This is a genomic window from Streptomyces sp. PA03-3a, from assembly GCF_033792735.1.
Taxonomy (GTDB): domain Bacteria; phylum Actinomycetota; class Actinomycetes; order Streptomycetales; family Streptomycetaceae; genus Actinacidiphila.
On record NZ_JARAVM010000003.1, the window covers coordinates 300536 to 317675 of the forward strand.

The 17140-nt window shown below is 73.8% G+C and carries 19 protein-coding genes; 9 read left to right on the plus strand and 10 right to left on the minus strand.

The features are described 5' to 3' along the window. Positions 1–55 precede the first annotated feature (55 nt). Positions 56–1408 carry an FUSC family protein gene (locus tag PV342_RS05250; protein WP_500315935.1) on the plus strand — a complete coding sequence of 451 codons (1353 nt, stop codon included), beginning with the start codon at positions 56–58 and terminating at the stop codon, positions 1406–1408. A 77-nt stretch (positions 1409–1485) separates the two neighbouring features. Here PV342_RS05250 and PV342_RS05255 read toward each other — a convergent pair whose 3' ends face one another. The 4 genes from PV342_RS05255 to PV342_RS05270 form a co-directional block, all read right to left on the minus strand. After that, positions 1486–2313 carry an alpha/beta fold hydrolase gene (locus tag PV342_RS05255; protein ID WP_329190168.1) on the minus strand — a complete coding sequence of 276 codons (828 nt, stop codon included), beginning with the start codon at positions 2311–2313 and terminating at the stop codon, positions 1486–1488. Positions 2314–2487: 174 nt separating this feature from the next. Further along, on the minus strand, positions 2488–3222 hold the full coding sequence (locus PV342_RS05260; protein ID WP_400801396.1) for an SOS response-associated peptidase: 735 nt from the start codon (positions 3220–3222) through the stop codon (positions 2488–2490). Between the two features lie 83 nt (positions 3223–3305). Beyond that, positions 3306–3842 (minus strand): Fic family protein, encoded by a 537-nt coding sequence (locus tag PV342_RS05265; protein ID WP_500315936.1) that lies wholly within the window; start codon positions 3840–3842, stop codon positions 3306–3308. A gap of 250 nt (positions 3843–4092) precedes the next feature. Then, positions 4093–4689 (minus strand): TetR/AcrR family transcriptional regulator, encoded by a 597-nt coding sequence (locus tag PV342_RS05270; protein ID WP_400801200.1) that lies wholly within the window; start codon positions 4687–4689, stop codon positions 4093–4095. Between the two features lie 161 nt (positions 4690–4850). On the opposite strand from PV342_RS05270, the gene PV342_RS05275 reads away from it, so the two are divergent. Both PV342_RS05275 and PV342_RS05280 read left to right on the plus strand, forming a co-directional pair. Continuing rightward, on the plus strand, positions 4851–5771 hold the full coding sequence (locus PV342_RS05275; RefSeq protein ID WP_500315938.1) for an NAD(P)-dependent oxidoreductase: 921 nt from the start codon (positions 4851–4853) through the stop codon (positions 5769–5771). After that, positions 5768–6634 (plus strand): SCO6745 family protein, encoded by an 867-nt coding sequence (locus PV342_RS05280; protein WP_400801206.1) that lies wholly within the window; start codon positions 5768–5770, stop codon positions 6632–6634. Before PV342_RS05275 ends, PV342_RS05280 begins: the two co-directional genes overlap by 4 nt. Positions 6635–6667: 33 nt before the next feature. Here PV342_RS05280 and PV342_RS05285 read toward each other — a convergent pair whose 3' ends face one another. The 4 genes from PV342_RS05285 to PV342_RS05300 form a co-directional block, all read right to left on the minus strand. Continuing rightward, positions 6668–7069, minus strand: coding sequence for an SsgA family sporulation/cell division regulator (locus PV342_RS05285; protein ID WP_018557846.1), 402 nt, complete (start codon positions 7067–7069; stop codon positions 6668–6670). A gap of 39 nt (positions 7070–7108) precedes the next feature. Then, on the minus strand, positions 7109–7603 hold the full coding sequence (locus PV342_RS05290; RefSeq protein ID WP_500315941.1) for an ATP-binding protein: 495 nt from the start codon (positions 7601–7603) through the stop codon (positions 7109–7111). Between the two features lie 85 nt (positions 7604–7688). Further along, entirely contained in the window at positions 7689–7928 is a 240-nt protein-coding gene (locus PV342_RS05295) for a hypothetical protein (protein WP_500315943.1), read from the minus strand. Between the two features lie 67 nt (positions 7929–7995). Then, positions 7996–8589 (minus strand): TetR/AcrR family transcriptional regulator, encoded by a 594-nt coding sequence (locus tag PV342_RS05300; RefSeq protein WP_391580456.1) that lies wholly within the window; start codon positions 8587–8589, stop codon positions 7996–7998. A 223-nt stretch (positions 8590–8812) separates the two neighbouring features. Here PV342_RS05300 and PV342_RS05305 point away from each other — a divergent pair, with 223 nt between their 5' ends. Further along, complete coding sequence (locus tag PV342_RS05305) at positions 8813–10117, plus strand: MFS transporter (RefSeq protein WP_500315945.1); 1305 nt, start codon at positions 8813–8815, stop codon at positions 10115–10117. A 336-nt stretch (positions 10118–10453) separates the two neighbouring features. Here PV342_RS05305 and PV342_RS05310 read toward each other — a convergent pair whose 3' ends face one another. Then, the gene (locus PV342_RS05310) at positions 10454–10906 is read right to left on the minus strand and encodes a lipocalin-like domain-containing protein (protein WP_386994931.1); all 453 of its coding nucleotides are present in this window, start codon (positions 10904–10906) and stop codon (positions 10454–10456) included. Between the two features lie 95 nt (positions 10907–11001). On the opposite strand from PV342_RS05310, the gene PV342_RS05315 reads away from it, so the two are divergent. Next, positions 11002–11631, plus strand: a complete 630-nt coding sequence (locus PV342_RS05315; RefSeq protein WP_500315948.1) for a cysteine hydrolase family protein — start codon at positions 11002–11004, stop codon at positions 11629–11631. Between the two features lies 1 nt (position 11632). Further along, on the plus strand, positions 11633–13210 hold the full coding sequence (locus tag PV342_RS05320; protein ID WP_500315950.1) for an aldehyde dehydrogenase (NADP(+)): 1578 nt from the start codon (positions 11633–11635) through the stop codon (positions 13208–13210). A 211-nt stretch (positions 13211–13421) separates the two neighbouring features. Here the strand turns inward: PV342_RS05320 and PV342_RS05325 are convergent, their stop codons facing one another. Then, positions 13422–14447, minus strand: a complete 1026-nt coding sequence (locus PV342_RS05325) for a terpene synthase family protein (RefSeq protein ID WP_400801220.1) — start codon at positions 14445–14447, stop codon at positions 13422–13424. A gap of 263 nt (positions 14448–14710) precedes the next feature. On the opposite strand from PV342_RS05325, the gene PV342_RS05330 reads away from it, so the two are divergent. The 3 genes from PV342_RS05330 to PV342_RS05340 all read left to right on the plus strand — a co-directional run bounded on the left by PV342_RS05330 (position 14711) and on the right by PV342_RS05340 (position 17132). Beyond that, positions 14711–15253, plus strand: coding sequence for a hypothetical protein (locus PV342_RS05330; protein WP_500315952.1), 543 nt, complete (start codon positions 14711–14713; stop codon positions 15251–15253). Between the two features lie 117 nt (positions 15254–15370). Further along, complete coding sequence (locus tag PV342_RS05335) at positions 15371–16150, plus strand: class I SAM-dependent methyltransferase (RefSeq protein ID WP_500315954.1); 780 nt, start codon at positions 15371–15373, stop codon at positions 16148–16150. Between the two features lie 22 nt (positions 16151–16172). Continuing rightward, the gene (locus PV342_RS05340; RefSeq protein WP_500315956.1) at positions 16173–17132 is read left to right on the plus strand and encodes a GNAT family N-acetyltransferase; all 960 of its coding nucleotides are present in this window, start codon (positions 16173–16175) and stop codon (positions 17130–17132) included. The last annotated feature ends 8 nt before the right edge of the window (positions 17133–17140 follow it).

The following is a 17140-nucleotide window of genomic DNA, read 5'->3' on the forward strand; positions in this document are numbered from 1 at the left end:
CGCCGGGAGTGACGTTCGCAGGTGTATGCGGCGTTTGATCGGGAACAGGCAGAAGATGCCTCTACGTGATGCCCTGGCCTGGTCGGCCCGCCGCTGCCGGGACCCGGTCGTCACACTGACCGCGCGGGCGACCGTCGCCGCGACCATCTCGTATGTGATCGCCCTGCACGTCAGCAGCGAGTCCGCCCCGCTCACGGCGCCGCTCACCGCGCTGCTCGTCGTGCAGGTGACGCTCTACTCGACGCTCACCACCGGCATCCGCCGGGTGAACTCCGTGGTGGTCGGTGTGCTGATCGCCGTCGGGTTCAGCGTACTGGTCGGGCTGACGTGGTGGAGCCTGGGGCTGATCATCCTCGCGGCGCTGGTCATCGGGCAGTTCGTGCGGGTCGACGAGTTCGTCAACGAGGTGGCCATCAGCGCGATGCTGGTGCTCGGGGTGAGCCAGTTGACGGTGCAGGCGTGGGACCGCGTGCTGGAGACCGTCATCGGGGCAGGGGTGGGCCTGCTGCTCAACGTCCTGTTCGCGCCGCCCGTGTGGGTGGGGAGCGCCGGGGCGTCCATCGAGGACCTCGCCCGCCGCATGCGCCATCTCCTGCTGTGCTGCGGCGAGGAACTGGGCTCGCCCACCCCGGTCGAGCGGGCCGCGGCCCGGCTGCACGAGGCGCGCCGGCTGGACCAGGACGTCGCCGAGGTCGACACCGCGCTGCGCAGGGCCGAGGACAGCCTGCGGCTCAATCCCCGCGTCAGGGAAGGGCTGTTGTCGCGGGTGGTGCTGCGGACCGGTCTGGACACCCTGGAGATCTGCGTGGTGGTGCTGCGCGTCCTCGCGCGGTCGCTGACCGACCTAGCCAAGCGGCGCGGCGCCGGCGAGCCGCTGTTCGACCGCGACGTGGCGGTCGCCATGGAGGAGCTCTTCGCGCATCTCGGAGGGGCGCTGGTCAGCTTCGCCGTCCTGGTGACGACGCAGGTGAGCAGCAACGCCGAGGAGGCCGAGGCCCGGCTGGCCACGGAGCTCGCGGCGGCCCGCGCGAGCCGGGAGAAGGTCGCCGACATGCTGCTCGACCGGGTGCGGCAGCATCCGGGGGCCTGGCAGCTGCACGGGTCCCTGCTCGCCGAGGTGGACCGGATCCTCGACGAGCTGGCCCTGGAGCACCGTTCCGACCGGCTGATGGAGGAGCTTGACAAGGCCGCCCGCGCACAGCAGGAACGTTTCGCCGTGCTGGCCCGATTGCGGCTGCTGGCCCGCGGCGAGCACGTCCGGCGCCGCCGTCGCGGGCGGGGGGCGCAGACGCCCGCCGGGGAGACGCGGACGGGACCGCCGCCGGTGCCCTCGGCCCGGGCGGACCGGCCGGGGCGCGCGCCGGGCGACCGGCGCCGCCCGGCACATGACCGGTCCCGCCCGGGGTGACGTCAGGGCCCCGCCCGGCCGGCCCGGGACGCGACGGTGAAGGCCGCGCCCGGTCGGCCCGGGAGGCCGCGGACGGCTCAGCCGCGCGCGAACTCCAGCAGGTCGGCGTTGAAGCGTTCGGCGAACCTGGGCACCATCGCCAGCCCGTGCGGGGCTCCCTCGTACACCTTGTAGACGGCGCCCTTGACGAGCTTGGAGCTCTTGGCGCCCGCGGACACGATGGGCACGATCTGGTCGTCGTCACCGTGCACGATCAGCGTCGGGACGTCGATCCTCTTGAGGTCCTCGGTGGTGTCGGTCTCGGAGAACGCCTTGACGCAGTCGTACGCGCCCTTGATCCCCACCGTCATGCTCCACAGCCAGAACTCGTCGCGGGTGCCCTGACTGACGGTCGAGCCTTCGCGGTTCGCGCCGTAGAAGGCGGCGCTGAGGTCCCTGTAGAACTGGGACCTGTCGGTCGCCACGCCTTCGCGGATCTCGTCGAAGACCTCGATCGGAAGGCCCTCGGGGTTGGCCTCCGTCTTCAGCATCAGCGGGGGGATCGCGCCCAGCAGCACCGCCTTGGCGACCCGGCCCGTCCCGTGCCGTCCCATGTAGCGGGTGACCTCGCCGCCGCCGGTCGAGTGCCCGACGAGGATGACGTCGCGCAGGTCGAGCTCCTCGATCACGGCCGCCAGGTCGTCGGCGTAGGTGTCCAGGTCGTTGCCGTCCCACGGCTGGCCGGAACGCCCGCCGCCGCGGCGGTCGTGGGCGACGCCCCGGAAACCGTTGTCCACCATCCACTTCATCTGCGGGTCCCAGGCGTCCGCGGTCAGCGGCCACCCGTGGGAGAACACGACGGGCTGGCCGGTCCCCCAGTCCTTGAAGAAGATCTGGGTCCCGTCCTTGGCTGTTGCGTAGGGCATGATCCTGAGGCCTCCTCGCTCCGGTGGGAACGCAGGGTTTCGGGGCTTGCCCGCACTCGGTCCGGACACGGGCCGGGCCGAGTACGCCGTTGGTCAAACCGTAACGTCGCGACGATGTCCCGGCGCGCCGAGACCGGGCCGGGCAGGCCCCGGGGGTGCGCCCGGGACGCCCGGTCAGGAGGGTGCGTCCAGCAGGTGGGGGCCGTTGTTGCGGACGCTGTTCACCGCCGTGCCGACGGCGCGGGCGGCCAGGTGGCCGTCGGCCGGCGCGGTCAGGAGGGCGCGGAGCTCGCCGGGGTCCTGGTGCTCGGGGTCGAGCCAGGCGTCGTAGTCGGCGGCCGCGATGGTGAGCGGCATCCGGGGGTGGACGCGGCCGGCGGCGTCGGTGGCATCGGTGGTGATGATCGTGCAGGTGGCCAGCCAGGCGCCCGGGTCGTCGTCACCGGCGACCTCCTTGTCCCGCCACCATTCGTACAGGCCCGCGAAGGCCATGCCCTGGTCCTGCTGCTCGGGCGCGATGAAGTAGGGCTGCTTGTAGGCCTTGCGGTCCTCGGTTGCCGGGACCGGGACCCACTCGTAGAAGCCGTCGGCCGGCAGCAGGCAGCGGCGCCGGGTGAACGCGCGGCGGTAGGCCGGTTTCTCGTGGACGGTCTCCATACGGGCGTTGATCATCCTGGAACCGATCGCCGGGTCCTTGGCCCAGGACGGGACCAGGCCCCACCGCAGCGGCCGCAACTGCCGCTCCAGCGCGCCGGTCTCCCGGTCGACGCCCTCCAGGACCGACCAGACGCTGTCCGTCGGGGCGACGTTCCAGCTCGGCGCCACGAGGGCTTCCGGATTCCATTCGGTGACCCGGAACTGCTGCACCAGGTCCTCGGGGCGTCGGGTGGAGACATAGCGGCCGCACATGCGCACCAGCCTGCCACGCCGCACGGACACTCATCGCGGGCCACGGCCGGCCTGACGCCGGCGCCGGACGCCGAGGTGTCGTCCTACCGGCCGGGCTGGGAGCCGAGGGCGGGGAGGCTGCGTCGGGTCTCCGCGAGGTGGACGTCGTGTACCGGGCGGGCGAGGGTCAGCGCGTCCCGGGGGTCGTCGGCCTGGAAGGTGATGCGACGCAGCAAGCTGACCCCGTTCAACGCGACGCCCTCGCGGGCGAGTACGAAGACGAGGGCGAGGAACGCGGACCGGGCGTTGCCGTCGTCGAAGGGGTGGAAGAAGCAGACGTCGAGATAGGCGCGGGCGGCTCGGGCAGTCAGGGGCAGAGGCTGCCGGCCGCCCGCTGCACTGCCGGTCAGGCAGGCGTCGAAGCGGTCGCGGGTGTCCGGGCCGATGCCGTAGCGTTCCCGGCCGCCCTTGGCGAAGGCGGGCAGGGCTCGGAACGGTGGCGGCTGCGCTGTGTCCAGGACGTGCCGCTGCCAACCCCGCAGCAGTTCGAAGTTGAGTGAGGCGCCGCGCGCCGCGTCGGCCCGCAGTTGTTCCAGGGCGGTGAGCAGGCCATCCTCCTCGCCGTGGCTCCAGGCATGCATCGCCGGGTCGGCCACAGAGACGTCAGGGCGGCGGGGCACACGCCAGGCCGGCCCGAGCGAACGCACCACCTGCGCTGCCGACGCGCTGTCGAAGGGATGGCGGGTGGGGTCCACTTCGTCCCAGCTCAGATGGCCAGGGCCAGCATGGGAATCACCGCGCAAGCCTGCACGTCCACCGGCACCCGTTCAACCGGATTACGCACGGACACTCATCGCGGCGGGCATCCATGGACGGCCGGAGGGGGCGGGTTCAGCCGTGCGATGCGACGGAGGCGTCCAGCAGGGGGCCGAGTTCGCGGACCACGGTGGTCAGGGCGCGTACGTCCCTCTCCGCCCTGGCGATGACGATGGCGCCCTCGATGGCGCTGATCATCAGCGTCGCCAGCGACGGTGCCCGCCCGGCCGGCACGCCCATCTCCTCCAGCGCCCCGGCGACGGGGCCGGTCCAGGTCTCGAAGGCGGCGGCCGCCGCCGAACGGGTGGCGGCTGAGGTCCCGGCGCAGTCCACGGTGGCCGCCGCGACAGGGCAGCCGGCGTCGTAGCCGGAGGTGAGGAACTCGTCCGTCCACTGGCCGACCATGGCGGCGAACAGCCCGGCGGGGGTCGGCTCGGGCAGGGCGGCCAGGAAGCGGGCCACCCGGTTGCCGGCGTAGCGGCCCGCCCAGCCGACGGCCTCGCTGACCATCTGCTCCTTGCCGCCGGGGAAGTAGTACTGCAGCGATCCCCTGGGGGCCCCCGCGTGGGCGGCGACCTCGCGCATCCCCGTCGCCGTGACACCGCCGCGCCGGATGAGCTGCGCGGCGCTGAAGACCATGCGCTCGCGCGGGCCCCGGTCGGAACCGGTCATCGCCGACCTCCCACTGTCTGCCCTTCCCGCCGTCCCGTTCCTGCCCGCGCACGGGCCGACGGCCGGCGCTGCGAGGTCTATTATGACGGCGGTCATAGCGTTATGACAGCCGTCATGACGCTACGGGTCGATCGGCCGGACGGCCGGAGCGGCGGTGGACAGTGGCGGACGTGGGATTCATCGGCCTGGGGATCATGGGGCAGCCCATGGCACTCCGTCTGGCCGGTTCGGGGACGCGGCTCGTGGTCTGGAACCGCACGGCCGCACGCTGCGGCCCGCTCCGCGCGGCCGGGGCCGACGTCGCGGACGGGCCCGGCGCGGTGTTCGACCGGGCCCGCGTGGTGGTCCTGATGCTCGCCGACGGCGCCGCCGTCGACGCCGTCCTCGGCCGCGGCACCCCCGACTTCGCCGCCCGGGTGGCCGGGCATGTCGTCGTGCACATGGGGACCACCTCGCCCGCGTACTCGCGCGGTCTGGAGGCCGACGTCCGCGCGGCGGGCGGGCGCTATGTCGAGGCCCCGGTCTCCGGCTCCCGCAAGCCCGCCGAGGCGGGGCAGCTCGTGACGATGCTCGCCGGGGACCCGGAGACCGTGGAGGAGGTGCGGCCGCTGCTCGCGCCGGTGTGCCGGGAGTCGTTCGTCTGCGGGCCGGTGCCCGGGGCGCTGCTGATGAAGCTCTCGGTCAACCTCTACCTCATCACGATGGTCACCGGGCTCACCGAGGCCTTCCACTTCGCGGAACGGCAGGGCCTGGACACCGGGCAGTTCCTCGACGTCCTGGACGCGGGGCCGATGGCCAGCGCGGTGTCGCGGATGAAGGCGCCCAAGCTGCGGGAGCGCGACTTCTCCGCGCAGGCCGCCGCGGCGGACGTGCTGCACAACAACCGCCTCATCGCCGAGGCGGCCCGCGCGTCCGGCCTGGCCTCGCCCCTGCTGGACGTCTGCCACGCCCTCTTCGACGAGACCGTGCAACAGGGCGGCGGACGCGCGGACATGGTGGCCGTCCTGCGGGCCATCGAGGCCAGGACGGACCTCGACGGCGGCCTGCCGGCCGGGCTGCCGGCGGGAGGTGGCCGGCGGTGAGCGGGACCGTCACGCCGGCGGACGCCGCCGTCACCGCGCGGCGCGTGTGGCGGCTCGCCGAACCGGTGCACGCCGTCACCTACTTCGCGCCCGAGGCGCGCGCCGCGTACGAGGAGGCGGGGCTGCGCGGCTACTGGCGCGGCTACTTCGCCGGTCGCGCGGCACCCCTCGGCCCGGTCGGCCCGGAGCCCGTCATGGCCGCGTTCTTCGGTTTCGCGCCCGCCATGGTGGCCCGCGCGCTGCCCGGCGTCTGGACGCTCGCTCCGCCCGAACGCGCCCTGGAGGCCCGCCGGCTCGGGGCGGGCGCGGCACTGCGGCGGCTGCTGGCGGGGCGGGAGGCCGAGGTGGCGGAGGCGGTGGACCTGCTGCGTCCGGTCACCGGCGGCCTCGGCATCGCGGGACGGGTGCTCGCCGCCGCGAACCTGGCGCTGCCCTCCCCCGGCGACCCGCTCGACGCCCTCTGGCACCAGGCCACTCTGCTGCGGGAGCACCGCGGGGACGGCCATGTCGCGGCGCTCGTCGCGGCCGGCCTGGACGGGTGCGAGGCGCTGGTGCTGCGCACGGGCATCGACCTGCCGCGTACGGAGCTGCAGCCGCACCGCGGCTGGACCGATGAGCAGTGGGACGCCGCCGCGGCGCGTCTGGCCGCCCGTGGTCTGCTCGGCGCGGACGGCGCCGCGACCGTCGCGGGCCGGGCGGCCCACGGCGCGCTGGAGGAGGCCACCGACCGTGCCGCCGCGCGGCCTTGGGAGGCGATGGCCCCGGAGGCCGTCGAGCACCTGGTCACGCTGCTGTCCACGGTGGCGCGGGCCTGCGCGGGGGCGCTCCCGTACCCGAACCCGATGGGTGTGCCCGCACCCTGAGGGGCGCCTCAGGGGACGGGGGGCAGGCTCCCCTCAGGCGGAGAGGAGCCCGGCGATGCAGGCGTCCCAGTCGATGCGGGTCCCCTCGGTGCCGAGGGGGACGAGTTCCGCGGTCGCGGCCAGGAAGCGGGCGAGTTCACCCGTGGCGACCTGGAGGACGGCCGCGCCGCCGGGCCCGGCGAGGACGATCAGGGTGTGGGCGTGGTCGCCGGGTTCGACGTGGACGTCGCCGTCCCCGGCCGGGGACGCCAGCCCGGCCAGCAGCAGTTCACGGGAGAGCACCCACTCCGCCTCCTCGCCACCGTCGCCGTGGCCGAAGCGCATCCGGACGGTGTAGGGGTCGTCGGGACGGTACTGGCAGTCCGCCGACAGATCGAGGACCCGCCGGGTCCCGGTGATCAGCCGGAGGGACAGGTGCTCCGTGAGTGCTCGCATGGACGCCCCCTCGTGGGCCCGGTTCGGCCGCGTTGCCGTTCAGCAGCATGTCGTTGCCCTGCGCTTGCCCCGTGTCGCGCGGTCCGGGCCGGGGCGGCCGGGAAGATTTGGTGAAGGCTCGGAGTGCTCGCCGCCGGGCGGGGTGAAGCGGGCCGTGATCGTCTTGCCCCTCGCCTGGGTGCGGGCGTGGCAGTGGTCCGCGACGGCGTTCACCAGCAGCAGGCCGCGCCCTCCGGTGGCGGACCACTCGGGGAGCCGCGCGACGGGCACCTCGTCGTCGCGGTCGTGGACGCTGACGTGCAGGCGGCTGCCGTCCCAGGTGAGGACGAGGTCGGCTGAGGTGTGCGCGTGGACATGGGCGTTGGTGACCAGTTCGGAGACCGTGAGCAGCACGTCGTCGACCGTGCCGGGGGCGTCCGCGGTCCAGCCGAGGGTCGCGAGGTGCTCACGCGTCCAGTGGCGGCCCGCACGTGCTCCGCCCGCCGCCGGGAAGGACCTGGCCCAGCCGACCGCCTTCAGGGAACCGCCGGTCATCGCAGTCCTCCCTCCGCCGCGGGATCCGGCCCCACGCCGTCCCGGTCGGGGCTCCTGCCCGGGGCGGCCCGGGGAAAACGGCGGTTCACCCGGGTGCCCGGTCAGGAGCGCCGGTCCGGCGCCATGACCTCGGCGGGTCCGGGAAGTCCACCGCCGAACCCGCGGACGGGGGGAGGTCCGCGTCCGCGGTGGACCGCGGGAGCGGTACGCCGGCGACGGCCGCCGCCCGTTCGGTGTCGTCCGGGAAACAGCCCAGCCACGCGCAGAACAGGACCGTCGCGTCGTCCTGGAAGTCGCCCACCTGGTGGTCCGACACCCGGCGCATTTCACTCCTTCGCCGGCCGGGCCGTGGCCGCCACTCGTGCGTACCGGTGCGTCCAGCGGGGAGGCGGTCAGACCTCCGCGGGTACGTGCGCGTCGGCGTCCTTCAGCCGTCCGGCGACCGTCGCCAGGATCTCGTCGGAGAACTCCGGGTCGGCGACCGCGCGCGACATCAGCATCGCGCCGACGAGGGCGCTGAGGGTGACCATCGCATCGGCCTGCGCCGCGCCGGGGTCATCGCCCTGCGCGGCCTCGCCGATGAGCGCGAGGTACTTGCGGACCTGCTGCTCGTACGCCTCCTTCAGCGCCTCGTCGCCGCGACCGGCCGTGGCGCCGAGGGTCACCAGGGCGCAGCCGGTACCGGGAGCGTCCCGGTGGCGGGCGCTGAGGTAGGCGTCGATCAGCCCCGACCGGGGCGCCACGGGGTCCCTGCGGGCGGACTCGGCCATCTTGCCCTCGCCGTCGGCCAGCGCCAGCGCCGCCGCCTGGCCCATCAAGTCCTCGCGTGACGAGAAGTGCTTGTAGAACCCGCCGTGGGTCAGCCCGGCCTCCTTCATGAGGTCCGCGACGCCGGGTCGGTTCATGCCCTCCTCGCGGATCCGGCGGGCCGCGATCCGCAGGACCTTCTCGCGCGACTCGGCCTTCGCTGCCTGCGAGTGACCCATCGCCTGACCTCCCGGATGTGCGTCGGGCCGTCCCGACCCATGTGGATGACAGACATCATACACCTCACCTCGGGCTCCGTCCGGGCCTTTGACATGCAGGATGACAGGCATCATCCTGCATGGTGGATGATTCAAATCATCCAGAAGACGCGGCGCGCGGGCCTCCACCGCAGCAGGCCCGGCGTCCGCCGCCCCACCGCCCGCGACCCCTCCGCGAGGACCCATGACCACCGCAGCAACCCGGCCGGACGTCAAGCGGGGAACCCTCCCCGTCTTCGCCACGGCGACGGCGATCACGGTCGCCAACATCTACTTCACCCAGCCCCTCCTCGACCAGATCGCCCGCGGATTCGGCATCTCCGCCTCCGCCGCCGGGCTCGTGGCGACGGCGGGGCAGATCGGCTACGCGCTGGGCATCGTGGCCGTCGTACCGCTCGCGGACCGGGCCCGGCTGCGCCGGCTGTCCCGAGTCCTGCTGGCGGTGACCGCCGTAGCGCTGCTGGCGGGCGCCGCGGCGCCCTCCGTCGCGCTGCTGGGCATGGCGACCCTCGTCCTCTCGGCGAGCACCGTGCTCCCGCAGGTGATCATGCCGACGGTCGCGTCCATGGCCGCGCCTGGCCAGGCCGGACGGGTCCTGGGGGCGGTCGGCACGGGGCTGACGATGGGCGCCCTGCTCTCCCGCACCGCCTCCGGGCTCATCGCCCAGGCCGCGGGCACCTGGCGGGCGGGCTTCCTGGTCGCCGCGGCGGCCACGGCGGCGCTGCTGCTGGTCCTTCCCCGCTACATGCCGGCCGGGCGGCCCGCCGGAGCCGAGGCCTCGGGGGGTTATGGGCGGTTGCTGGCCTCGCTCCCCCGACTGCTGGTGGACCACGCCCCGTTGCGCCTGTCGGCCGCGCTGGGGGCGACGGTCTTCGCCTCCTTCTCCGCCTTCTGGTCCACGCTCGCCTTCCACCTCACCGCGCCGCCGATCGGGCTCGGTCCGGCGGTGGTCGGCCTCTTCGGCCTGTGCAGCGTGCCGGGCGCGCTGGCCGCCCGCTACTCGGGCCGGCTGACCGACCGGTGGGGGCCGTCGACGGTCAACACACTCTCCGTCGTCGCGGCGGTGGCGGCCTTCGCGCTCTTCGCGGTCGCGGGCCGATCGCTCGTCGTCCTCGCCGTCGGCTGCAATCTCCTCGGTTACGGGGTGACCAGCGGCCAGATCGCCAACCAGGCCCGCATCTTCACCGCGGCGCCGGGGATCCGGGGCCGCCTCAACACGGTGTACATGTTCGCCGTCTTCGGTGGCGGCGCCGTCGGTTCGGGCGTCGCGGGCGTGCTCTTCTCGGCCTCCGGCTGGCACGGCGTGGTGGCGGGAGGCCTCGGCTTCCTGCTCCTCGCGGGCCTGACGCTCGCCTGGCACGGCCTGCGCGCCCGGAACGGCGGCAGCGGGAGGGGCGCCCGGCGGGACGACGGCGACGCCGGACCCGGCCGTACCGACGCGGAAACCGAAACCGCCACCGAAACCACAGCGCCCGCCGTACGGGGGTAGCGAACCCCCGCGGAGCACGCGCCGTAGGGCCCGCGCTCCGCATCGGCACGCACAGCAGCTTCTAGGCCGTGTCGTCACATGCCCTCCCCCAGCCTTCGGCCGGGGGTGCCCCCACTCAGCGACGCCTGGCACGGCACTCCCCCAGCTCCGCTGGGAGGTGCCCCCACGCTGCGTTGTCGAATCGTCCGAGCAGCCCAGTACGAGGACGCTCCGCCTTGCGATGCACCGCACCTGGGGGCCCCTCCCAGCGTCAGCTGGGGGAGCCGCCGAGCCCGCCCTTCGGGCGGTGGGGGCCCCTCCCAGCGGTAGCGGGGGGAGCTCATGTGACGACACGGCCTAGCGCCCCGCGCGCTCCCAGGTCAGGACGCCTGTGCGGAGCGCACCCCAGATCCTGGCGGCGCCGGGAAGGCTCAGCCGGAGCCTGCGCCCGTCCAGTTCGGCGATCCGCGTCTGCGAACCGCCCACCCAGTTGGGGAACAGGCTCAGTTCGACCCGGTGCACGACCGTGTCCTCCGCCGGGACCTCGAAGGTACCCGCGTACGCGAGATAGCCCGCGGCCGCCGCGGCCAGTTCCTCGGACAGCCCTTCCTCGAGCCGCCCGTGACGGAAGTCCGGCCGCCCGACCCTCATGATCTGGGCCGACATGTGGCCGTCGGGGCCATAGGTGATGAGCCCCCGGGGCCGCGGCCCGAAGGGCTCGACGACCTCGCCGGTGGCGACGTCGGCGGCCGCGTAGGACACCAGACGCCAGGCGCCGATCAGGGATTCGCGGAGTTCGTCAGGGGCCATTTCGCTACCTCGCATTCGTTCCTTGACTTTCAGGATGACGAGAGTAATCCTGAATGAGGATGATGCAAATAATCCAGATTGGGAAAGGACGCGTCATGACCGACACCTACGACCCCACGCGCACGGCGATCCTGCTGGTCGACCCCTACAACGACTTCCTGTCCGAGGGCGGGAAGGTCTGGCCCGCACTCGAGCCCGTCGCCACCGAGGTGGGCCTGCTCGACAACCTCCGCGCCGTCGTCGGCGCCGGGCGCGCGGCGGGCCAGAAGGTCTTCTTCGTCCCCCACCGCCGCTGGCAGGAGGGTGACTACGAGGACTGGGACCACCCCAACCCGACGCACCGCATCATCCAGGAGCGGCACACCTTCGCCTTCGGCACCTGGGGCGGCGAGTTCCACCCCGACTTCCGGCCCGCCGACGGTGACGTGGTCATCCAGGAGCACTGGTCGCAGAGCGGTTTCGCCAACACCGACCTGGACTTCCGGCTCAAGCAGCAGGGCATCACGCATGTGATCGTCATCGGGCTGCTCGCCAACACCTGCATCGAGTCCACCGGCCGCTACGCCATGGAGCTCGGCTACCACGTGACGCTCGTCCGCGACGCCACCGCGGCCTACCGCCCCGAGATGATGCACGCCGCCCACGAGCTCAACGGCCCCACGTACGCCCACTCCATCACCACCACCGCCGACCTGGTGAAGACGCTGGAGAACGGAGACCACTGACATGCGACTGACCGGAGAGATGCTGATAGGCGCGACGTCCGTCCCCGCGTCCGAAGGCACGATGAAGGCACTCGACCCGGCGACCGGCGAGCTGGTCGGGCCGGAGTTCGCGCTCGGCGGTGCCGCCGAGGTGGACCGCGCCGCGCGTCTGGCCGACGAGGCCTACGACACCTACAACCGCACCGGTCTCGCGGAGCGCGCCGCGTTCCTCGAGCTGATCGCGGAGCGGCTGGAGGCGGTCAAGGGCGAACTGGCCGAGCGGGCGGCCCTGGAGACGGGCCTGCCGGTCGCGCAGCTGGAGGCCGAGGCGGTCAAGTCCGCCGGGCAGTTCAGGCAGTTCGCCGAGGTCGTCAGGCAGGGCCGGTTCCGGCAGGCCGCCGTCGACCCGGCCCAGCCGCACCGGCTCCCGAGGCCGCGTATGGACCACCGCATGCAGAAGATCGCGATCGGACCGGTGGCCGTGTTCGGCGCCAGCAACTTCCCGATCTCGTACTCGGTCGCGGGCGGCGACACCGCCGCCGCGCTCGCGGCGGGCTGCCCGGTGATCCTCAAGGCGCACAACGCCCACCCCGGCGCCTCGGAGCTGCAGGGGCGCGTCATCCAGGGCGCCGTCGCCGACTCCGGGCTGCACGAGGGCGTGTTCTCGATGCTCCGGGGGGCCGGCAACGCGATCGGCGAGGCCCTGGTGGACCACCCGCTGGTCAAGGCGGTCACCTTCACCGGCTCCGAGGGCGGCGGTATGGCCCTGTACCGGCGGGCGCAACTGCGTCCCGACCCGATCCCGGTCTTCGCCGAGATGACGAGCGTCAACCCGACCTTCGTCCTGCCGGCCGCGCTGGCCGCGCGCGGTGGCGAGATCGGCGACGGTTTCGCCGAGCGCATGCTCGTCAACGTCGGCCAGGCCTGCCTGAAGCCGGCCGTGCTGCTCGCCGTCGACGGCCCGGGGTACACCGCGATGCGCGAGGCGGCCGCGGCACGGGTGCGCGCCATGGGCGCCCGGACGATGCTCACCCCCGGCATCCACGACGCCTACCGCCGCGGGGCGCAGCGCCTGCGCGACTCGGGTGCCGCGACCGTGGCGGTGGGCCCGGAGCCGGAGGGCGCGTTCGAGGGCCGCGCGCAGCTCCTCGAGGTCGACGGCGACCGGTTCCTGGCCGAACCCACCCTGGCCGACGAGGTCTTCGGGCCGGCCGCGATGCTCGTCCGGCTGACCGGCGTGGAGCAGATGACCGAGGTGGCCCGGAGCTTCCGCGGCCAGCTGTCGGCGACGATGCACCTCGATGACGCGGACCACCCGCAGGCCGCCCGCCTGCTGCCGGTCCTGGAACGCCGTACCGGCCGGATCGTGGTGAACGCCTTCGCCCACCCGCAGGAGGTCGGCCACGCCACCATCCACGGCGGTCCGTTCCCGGCCACCACGGACAGCCGTTTCACCTCCGTCGGCATGAGCTCGATCGAGCGCTTCCTGCGACCCGTGACCTACCAGGGTTTCCCGGAAGCGCTGCTCCCGGAGGCGCTGGCCCCCGACAACCCGCTGGGGCTGTGGCGGCTGGTCGACGGGCACGTGACCCGCGACTGACGAAGCGCCCGGCGCGGCGGGCGAGGAGCCGCCCGCCGCGCCGGGCGAACAGGTCCGGGCGCCAGGGCCGCTGATGGTGGAGCAGTCGTCGTCGCCGAGGACGCGGGCGCGGTCCTGGACGAGGATCCCCAGCAGGTCCACGGCGGTGGGCAGCGTCGCGGCGGTCGCGTCAGAGCGCCGAACAGCGCCGCCGCGCGTCCGGGGGCGCCGGCTATCCCCCGGAGGCGCCGTAACGGGCCGAGTCCCGTGAGAAGTCGAGGAATCCGCGGGCCCAGGCGTGGATGCCGTCCGCGTACTGGCAGACGGCAGAGAGCTGCGCCGGGGCCAGGTCGGCCGCGAGGGCGGCGGCGTACAGGTCGCGTGTCGCGGTGCGCAGGGCGGCGACACGGTGGGCGTGCCACAGCCGTGTCTCGTCGACGGCCTCGTCCAGCGTCAGACCGTGGTGGTGGCGCAGGACGAGGACCAGGTTGGTGGTCTCGCCGGAGCGCAGCTCCTTCTCCACCGAGAACAGATCGTTGGTCCAGCCGATGACGTCGGCGGCGGCCTCCCGCAGCGCACGGCAGGCCGGCGAGAACCAGACCGCCGCGGGAAGTTCCGACTCCTGGGCGTACTCGATGAGGTCGAAGCACCACCCGGTGGCTCCGGAGACCCGCCGCCAGGCGATGTAGGCCTCGGGGGTGGGCACCTCGTGGCCGCCGCGGAACCGGAGCATGTCCTGGTTGGTGCGGATCCACGCGACGAGGTGGCGGCGGAAACGGTCGCCCCAGGCGGGCCCCATGACTCCGGTCACCCGCGGCACCACCTCGTCCAGGACGCGGACGGCCGGTGGCGCCGACGCGGGAACGGCGCGCGCCCAGCCGCCGACGGCGTGCGCCATGGCCTCGAGTTCCGCTCCGGTCCCGTGGGCCGGGCCCGCGTCGCTGTCGTCGTCGACGGCGAACATCCACAGCGTGAGCCGGGCCAGCTCCGCCAGGCGTTTCGGGGCCGCCCACGGCCACACGTGCGCGGCCATGGCGGCCTGCCGCTCCCGGCCTGCCTGACCCGACGTCAGCGCGGACAGCAGACCGGCGCGCCGCGCCCAGGCCATGACCTGCGGCTCCACCTGCCGCAGACCGGGATTGAGCAGCGACGGGCCCGGTACGTGGACGGGCCCCCTGGCCCGCTCCCGTACGGTCCCGCTGTGCGAGGCCCGTCCCCCCGGGCCGTCGACACGGACGAACGCAGACGTCTTACCCACCGAGATCCCCCCTTCCCGGGCCGTCGGCGGCCCGGGCAAGGACTACGACTTCCAGCCATCCCCGTCCCGGTTCCTACCCAGCGTTCGGCCATCGGACGCCAGGAACGGGCAGGTTACGTCAGGGCGCGGCACACTCGGGCGCGCGACGCGGGAACCCGGTCCGTCCGCATCGCGTCATGATCCGGGTGGGCACCGACCGCCCGGGACACCGTTCACCTTCACCTTCACCTTCGCCGTCACCATCACGTCCATCGAGGAGAGCAGTGCACAGACACCGCCGCCCGTACTCCGCCGCCGTGACCGCCGCGCTCCTGGCCGCCCTGCTGGGTGCCTGCGGGAGCCCGGACACCGTTGCCGTCGCCGGATCCGGACCGTCGGCCACCGCTTCCGCGGTCACCCGTACCCCGGTCGCGAAGGCGGAACCGTCCGTCACCGGAGCGCTGGACGACCACCGGCACGTGGCGCGCAGGACGACCACGGGGCGGCGCCCGCACATGGTGCAGCGGTGCACCGACCGCACCCGGCGGGTGCGGCACACGTCCTCGAGCGGTTCCGGGAAGCGCAAGTCGAGCCGGACGTGGTACACGACCGAGCACTACAAGGACTGCCGGAAAGTGCAGCAGGGCACCGAGTCCTACACACGCGTGGTGTCGGAGGAACGCTGGTGCGTCGAACTGGACGACCTCGGCGGCGACCGCACCCGGGACGACGTCTGGTACAAGGTCGACTCCGCCACCTACGGCAGGGCCGTCGACGCGGAAGTGGGCACCCGGATGTCCTTCACTCCTCTCGCGACCGGCTGCTGACGGCCCGACGCGGGGCGGGACGACGTGGGACGGCCCCGGAAGAGAGCACGCGGGGCGGCGCCGGGACCGGCGTAATCCGGATGCGCCCCGCCGGGGGCGTCTGCCATCCTCGCGCCCATGTCCACGTTCCGAGACCTCCTCGCCGAAGGGGAGGCCGTTCCGACCGCGGGCTGGGACTTCTCCTGGTTCACCGGCCGCGCCACCGAGCAGCGCCCGTCCTGGGGTTACGCCCGGCTCCTCGCGGACCGGGCCGCCCGGTCCGAGGCCCTCCTCGACGTCCAGACCGGCGGCGGGGAGGTCCTGGCGACCGTGCCCCTCGCCCCGCCGGTCGTCGCGGCGACGGAGTCATGGGCGCCCAACCTGGAGATCGCCCGCCGCAATCTGGAACCCTTCGGCGCCACGGTCGTCCGGGCCGAGGACACGGCCGACCTCCCCTTCCCCGACGGCCGCTTCGACCTCGTCGTCAGCCGGCATCCGGTGGTGACCCGCTGGGACGAGGTGCGCCGGGTGCTGCGTCCCGGCGGCACCTACCTGTCCCAGCAGGTCGGCGCGGGCTCGGTGCGGGAGCTGACGGACTACCTGATGGGGCCCCGTCCCCTCGCCACGCACACGCCGGAGCCCTTCACGACCACGGCCGGCTCCAGCGGGGTGGAGGCCACCGCCCGCGCCGAGGCAGCGGGCCTGGAGGTCGTGGACCTGCGCCAGGAGGCGCTGCGCATGGAGTTCCACGACATCGCCGCCGTGGTCCACTTCCTGCGCAAGGTCATCTGGATCGTGCCGGGCTTCTCCGTGGACGCCTACCGCGAGCGCCTCGCGGAGCTGTACGGCTTCATGGAACGGCACGGGCCCTTCGTGGCCTACTCGCAGCGCTATCTGATCGAGGCCCGCAAGGGCTGACCCCGGAAAGAAGGCATCGCTGGTGAAAGCGCCGACGACCAGGCCGTTCGAGGCCTCCGACGTCCATGGAGCGGCGGGCCTCCTCGCCGCCCGCCACCGCCGCGACCGCGCCGGGGAAGCGGCGCTCGACCCCGGTTTCGCCGAACCGGCGGTCTGCGCGGCCCTCCTGCAGGACGCCTGGGAGCGGGGCGCGCGCGGCGCGGTCGCGGAGACGGCGGACGGCGCACTCGCCGGCTACCTGATCGCCGTGCCCGGCGACGACGTGCGCGGACGCCATGTGTGGACGGGGCCCGGGCACTACGCTGCGCACGACGGGGACGTCCTGCGCGGCCTGTACGCGGACCTGTCGGGTCCATGGCTCGGCGAGGGGCGCCTGCACCACTACGCCGTCGCGGCCGCGCACGACCTGCCGGTCTGGCTGTCGCAGTGCTTCGCCTACGAGCAGGTCCACGCGGTGACGGACCTGACGGCGGGGGCGGCCGGCTTCCACGACGACGTGCGGGCCGCCGGGCCTTCGGACCTCGCCGCGCTGGAGCCGCTGTTCCGCCTGGTCGCCGACGCGCACACGGGCCCGCCGGTCTTCGCCTTCATCGAGCCGTCCTTCCACGAGGGCCTGCGGCCGGGCCACTTGGAGCTGCTGGAGGACCCCGCCGTGTCCTACTGGCTCGCCGAAGGGCCGGAGGGGGTGCGGGGCTTCTGCGTCATGCGGCCCGTGCCCGACGACGAGGTCTCGCTGACCGCGCCGCGCGGCTCGGTCGAACTGCTCCTCGCCGCGACCGCGCCCGGGTACCGGGGCGGCGGTGTGGGGCGCCGGCTCACCGAGCACGCCCTCGCGGACGCGGCCCGGAACGGCTTCCGGGTGTGCGTGACGGACTGGCGGGCGGCGAACCCGCTCTCGTCGGCGTTCTGGCCGCACCGCGGCTTCCGTCCCGTCGCCCACCGGCTGCACCGCCTCCTCGACCCGCGGCTGTCCCGGGGCTGAGCCGGGCC

What these genes read in the sequence shown, in the direction of transcription:
- PV342_RS05250 (WP_500315935.1), top strand. Translation starts at nt 56, where the DNA reads ATGCCTCTACGTGATGCCCTGGCCTGGTCGGCCCGCCGCTGCCGGGAC.
- PV342_RS05255 (WP_329190168.1), bottom strand. Translation starts at nt 2,313, where the DNA reads ATGCCCTACGCAACAGCCAAGGACGGGACCCAGATCTTCTTCAAGGAC.
- PV342_RS05260 (WP_400801396.1), bottom strand. Translation starts at nt 3,222, where the DNA reads ATGTGCGGCCGCTATGTCTCCACCCGACGCCCCGAGGACCTGGTGCAG.
- PV342_RS05265 (WP_500315936.1), bottom strand. Translation starts at nt 3,842, where the DNA reads ATGCATGCCTGGAGCCACGGCGAGGAGGATGGCCTGCTCACCGCCCTG.
- PV342_RS05270 (WP_400801200.1), bottom strand. Translation starts at nt 4,689, where the DNA reads ATGACCGGTTCCGACCGGGGCCCGCGCGAGCGCATGGTCTTCAGCGCC.
- PV342_RS05285 (WP_018557846.1), bottom strand. Translation starts at nt 7,069, where the DNA reads ATGCGAGCACTCACGGAGCACCTGTCCCTCCGGCTGATCACCGGGACC.
- PV342_RS05290 (WP_500315941.1), bottom strand. Translation starts at nt 7,603, where the DNA reads ATGACCGGCGGTTCCCTGAAGGCGGTCGGCTGGGCCAGGTCCTTCCCG.
- PV342_RS05295 (WP_500315943.1), bottom strand. Translation starts at nt 7,928, where the DNA reads ATGCGCCGGGTGTCGGACCACCAGGTGGGCGACTTCCAGGACGACGCG.
- PV342_RS05300 (WP_391580456.1), bottom strand. Translation starts at nt 8,589, where the DNA reads ATGGGTCACTCGCAGGCAGCGAAGGCCGAGTCGCGCGAGAAGGTCCTG.
- PV342_RS05305 (WP_500315945.1), top strand. Translation starts at nt 8,813, where the DNA reads ATGACCACCGCAGCAACCCGGCCGGACGTCAAGCGGGGAACCCTCCCC.
- PV342_RS05310 (WP_386994931.1), bottom strand. Translation starts at nt 10,906, where the DNA reads ATGGCCCCTGACGAACTCCGCGAATCCCTGATCGGCGCCTGGCGTCTG.
- PV342_RS05315 (WP_500315948.1), top strand. Translation starts at nt 11,002, where the DNA reads ATGACCGACACCTACGACCCCACGCGCACGGCGATCCTGCTGGTCGAC.
- PV342_RS05320 (WP_500315950.1), top strand. Translation starts at nt 11,633, where the DNA reads ATGCGACTGACCGGAGAGATGCTGATAGGCGCGACGTCCGTCCCCGCG.
- PV342_RS05335 (WP_500315954.1), top strand. Translation starts at nt 15,371, where the DNA reads ATGTCCACGTTCCGAGACCTCCTCGCCGAAGGGGAGGCCGTTCCGACC.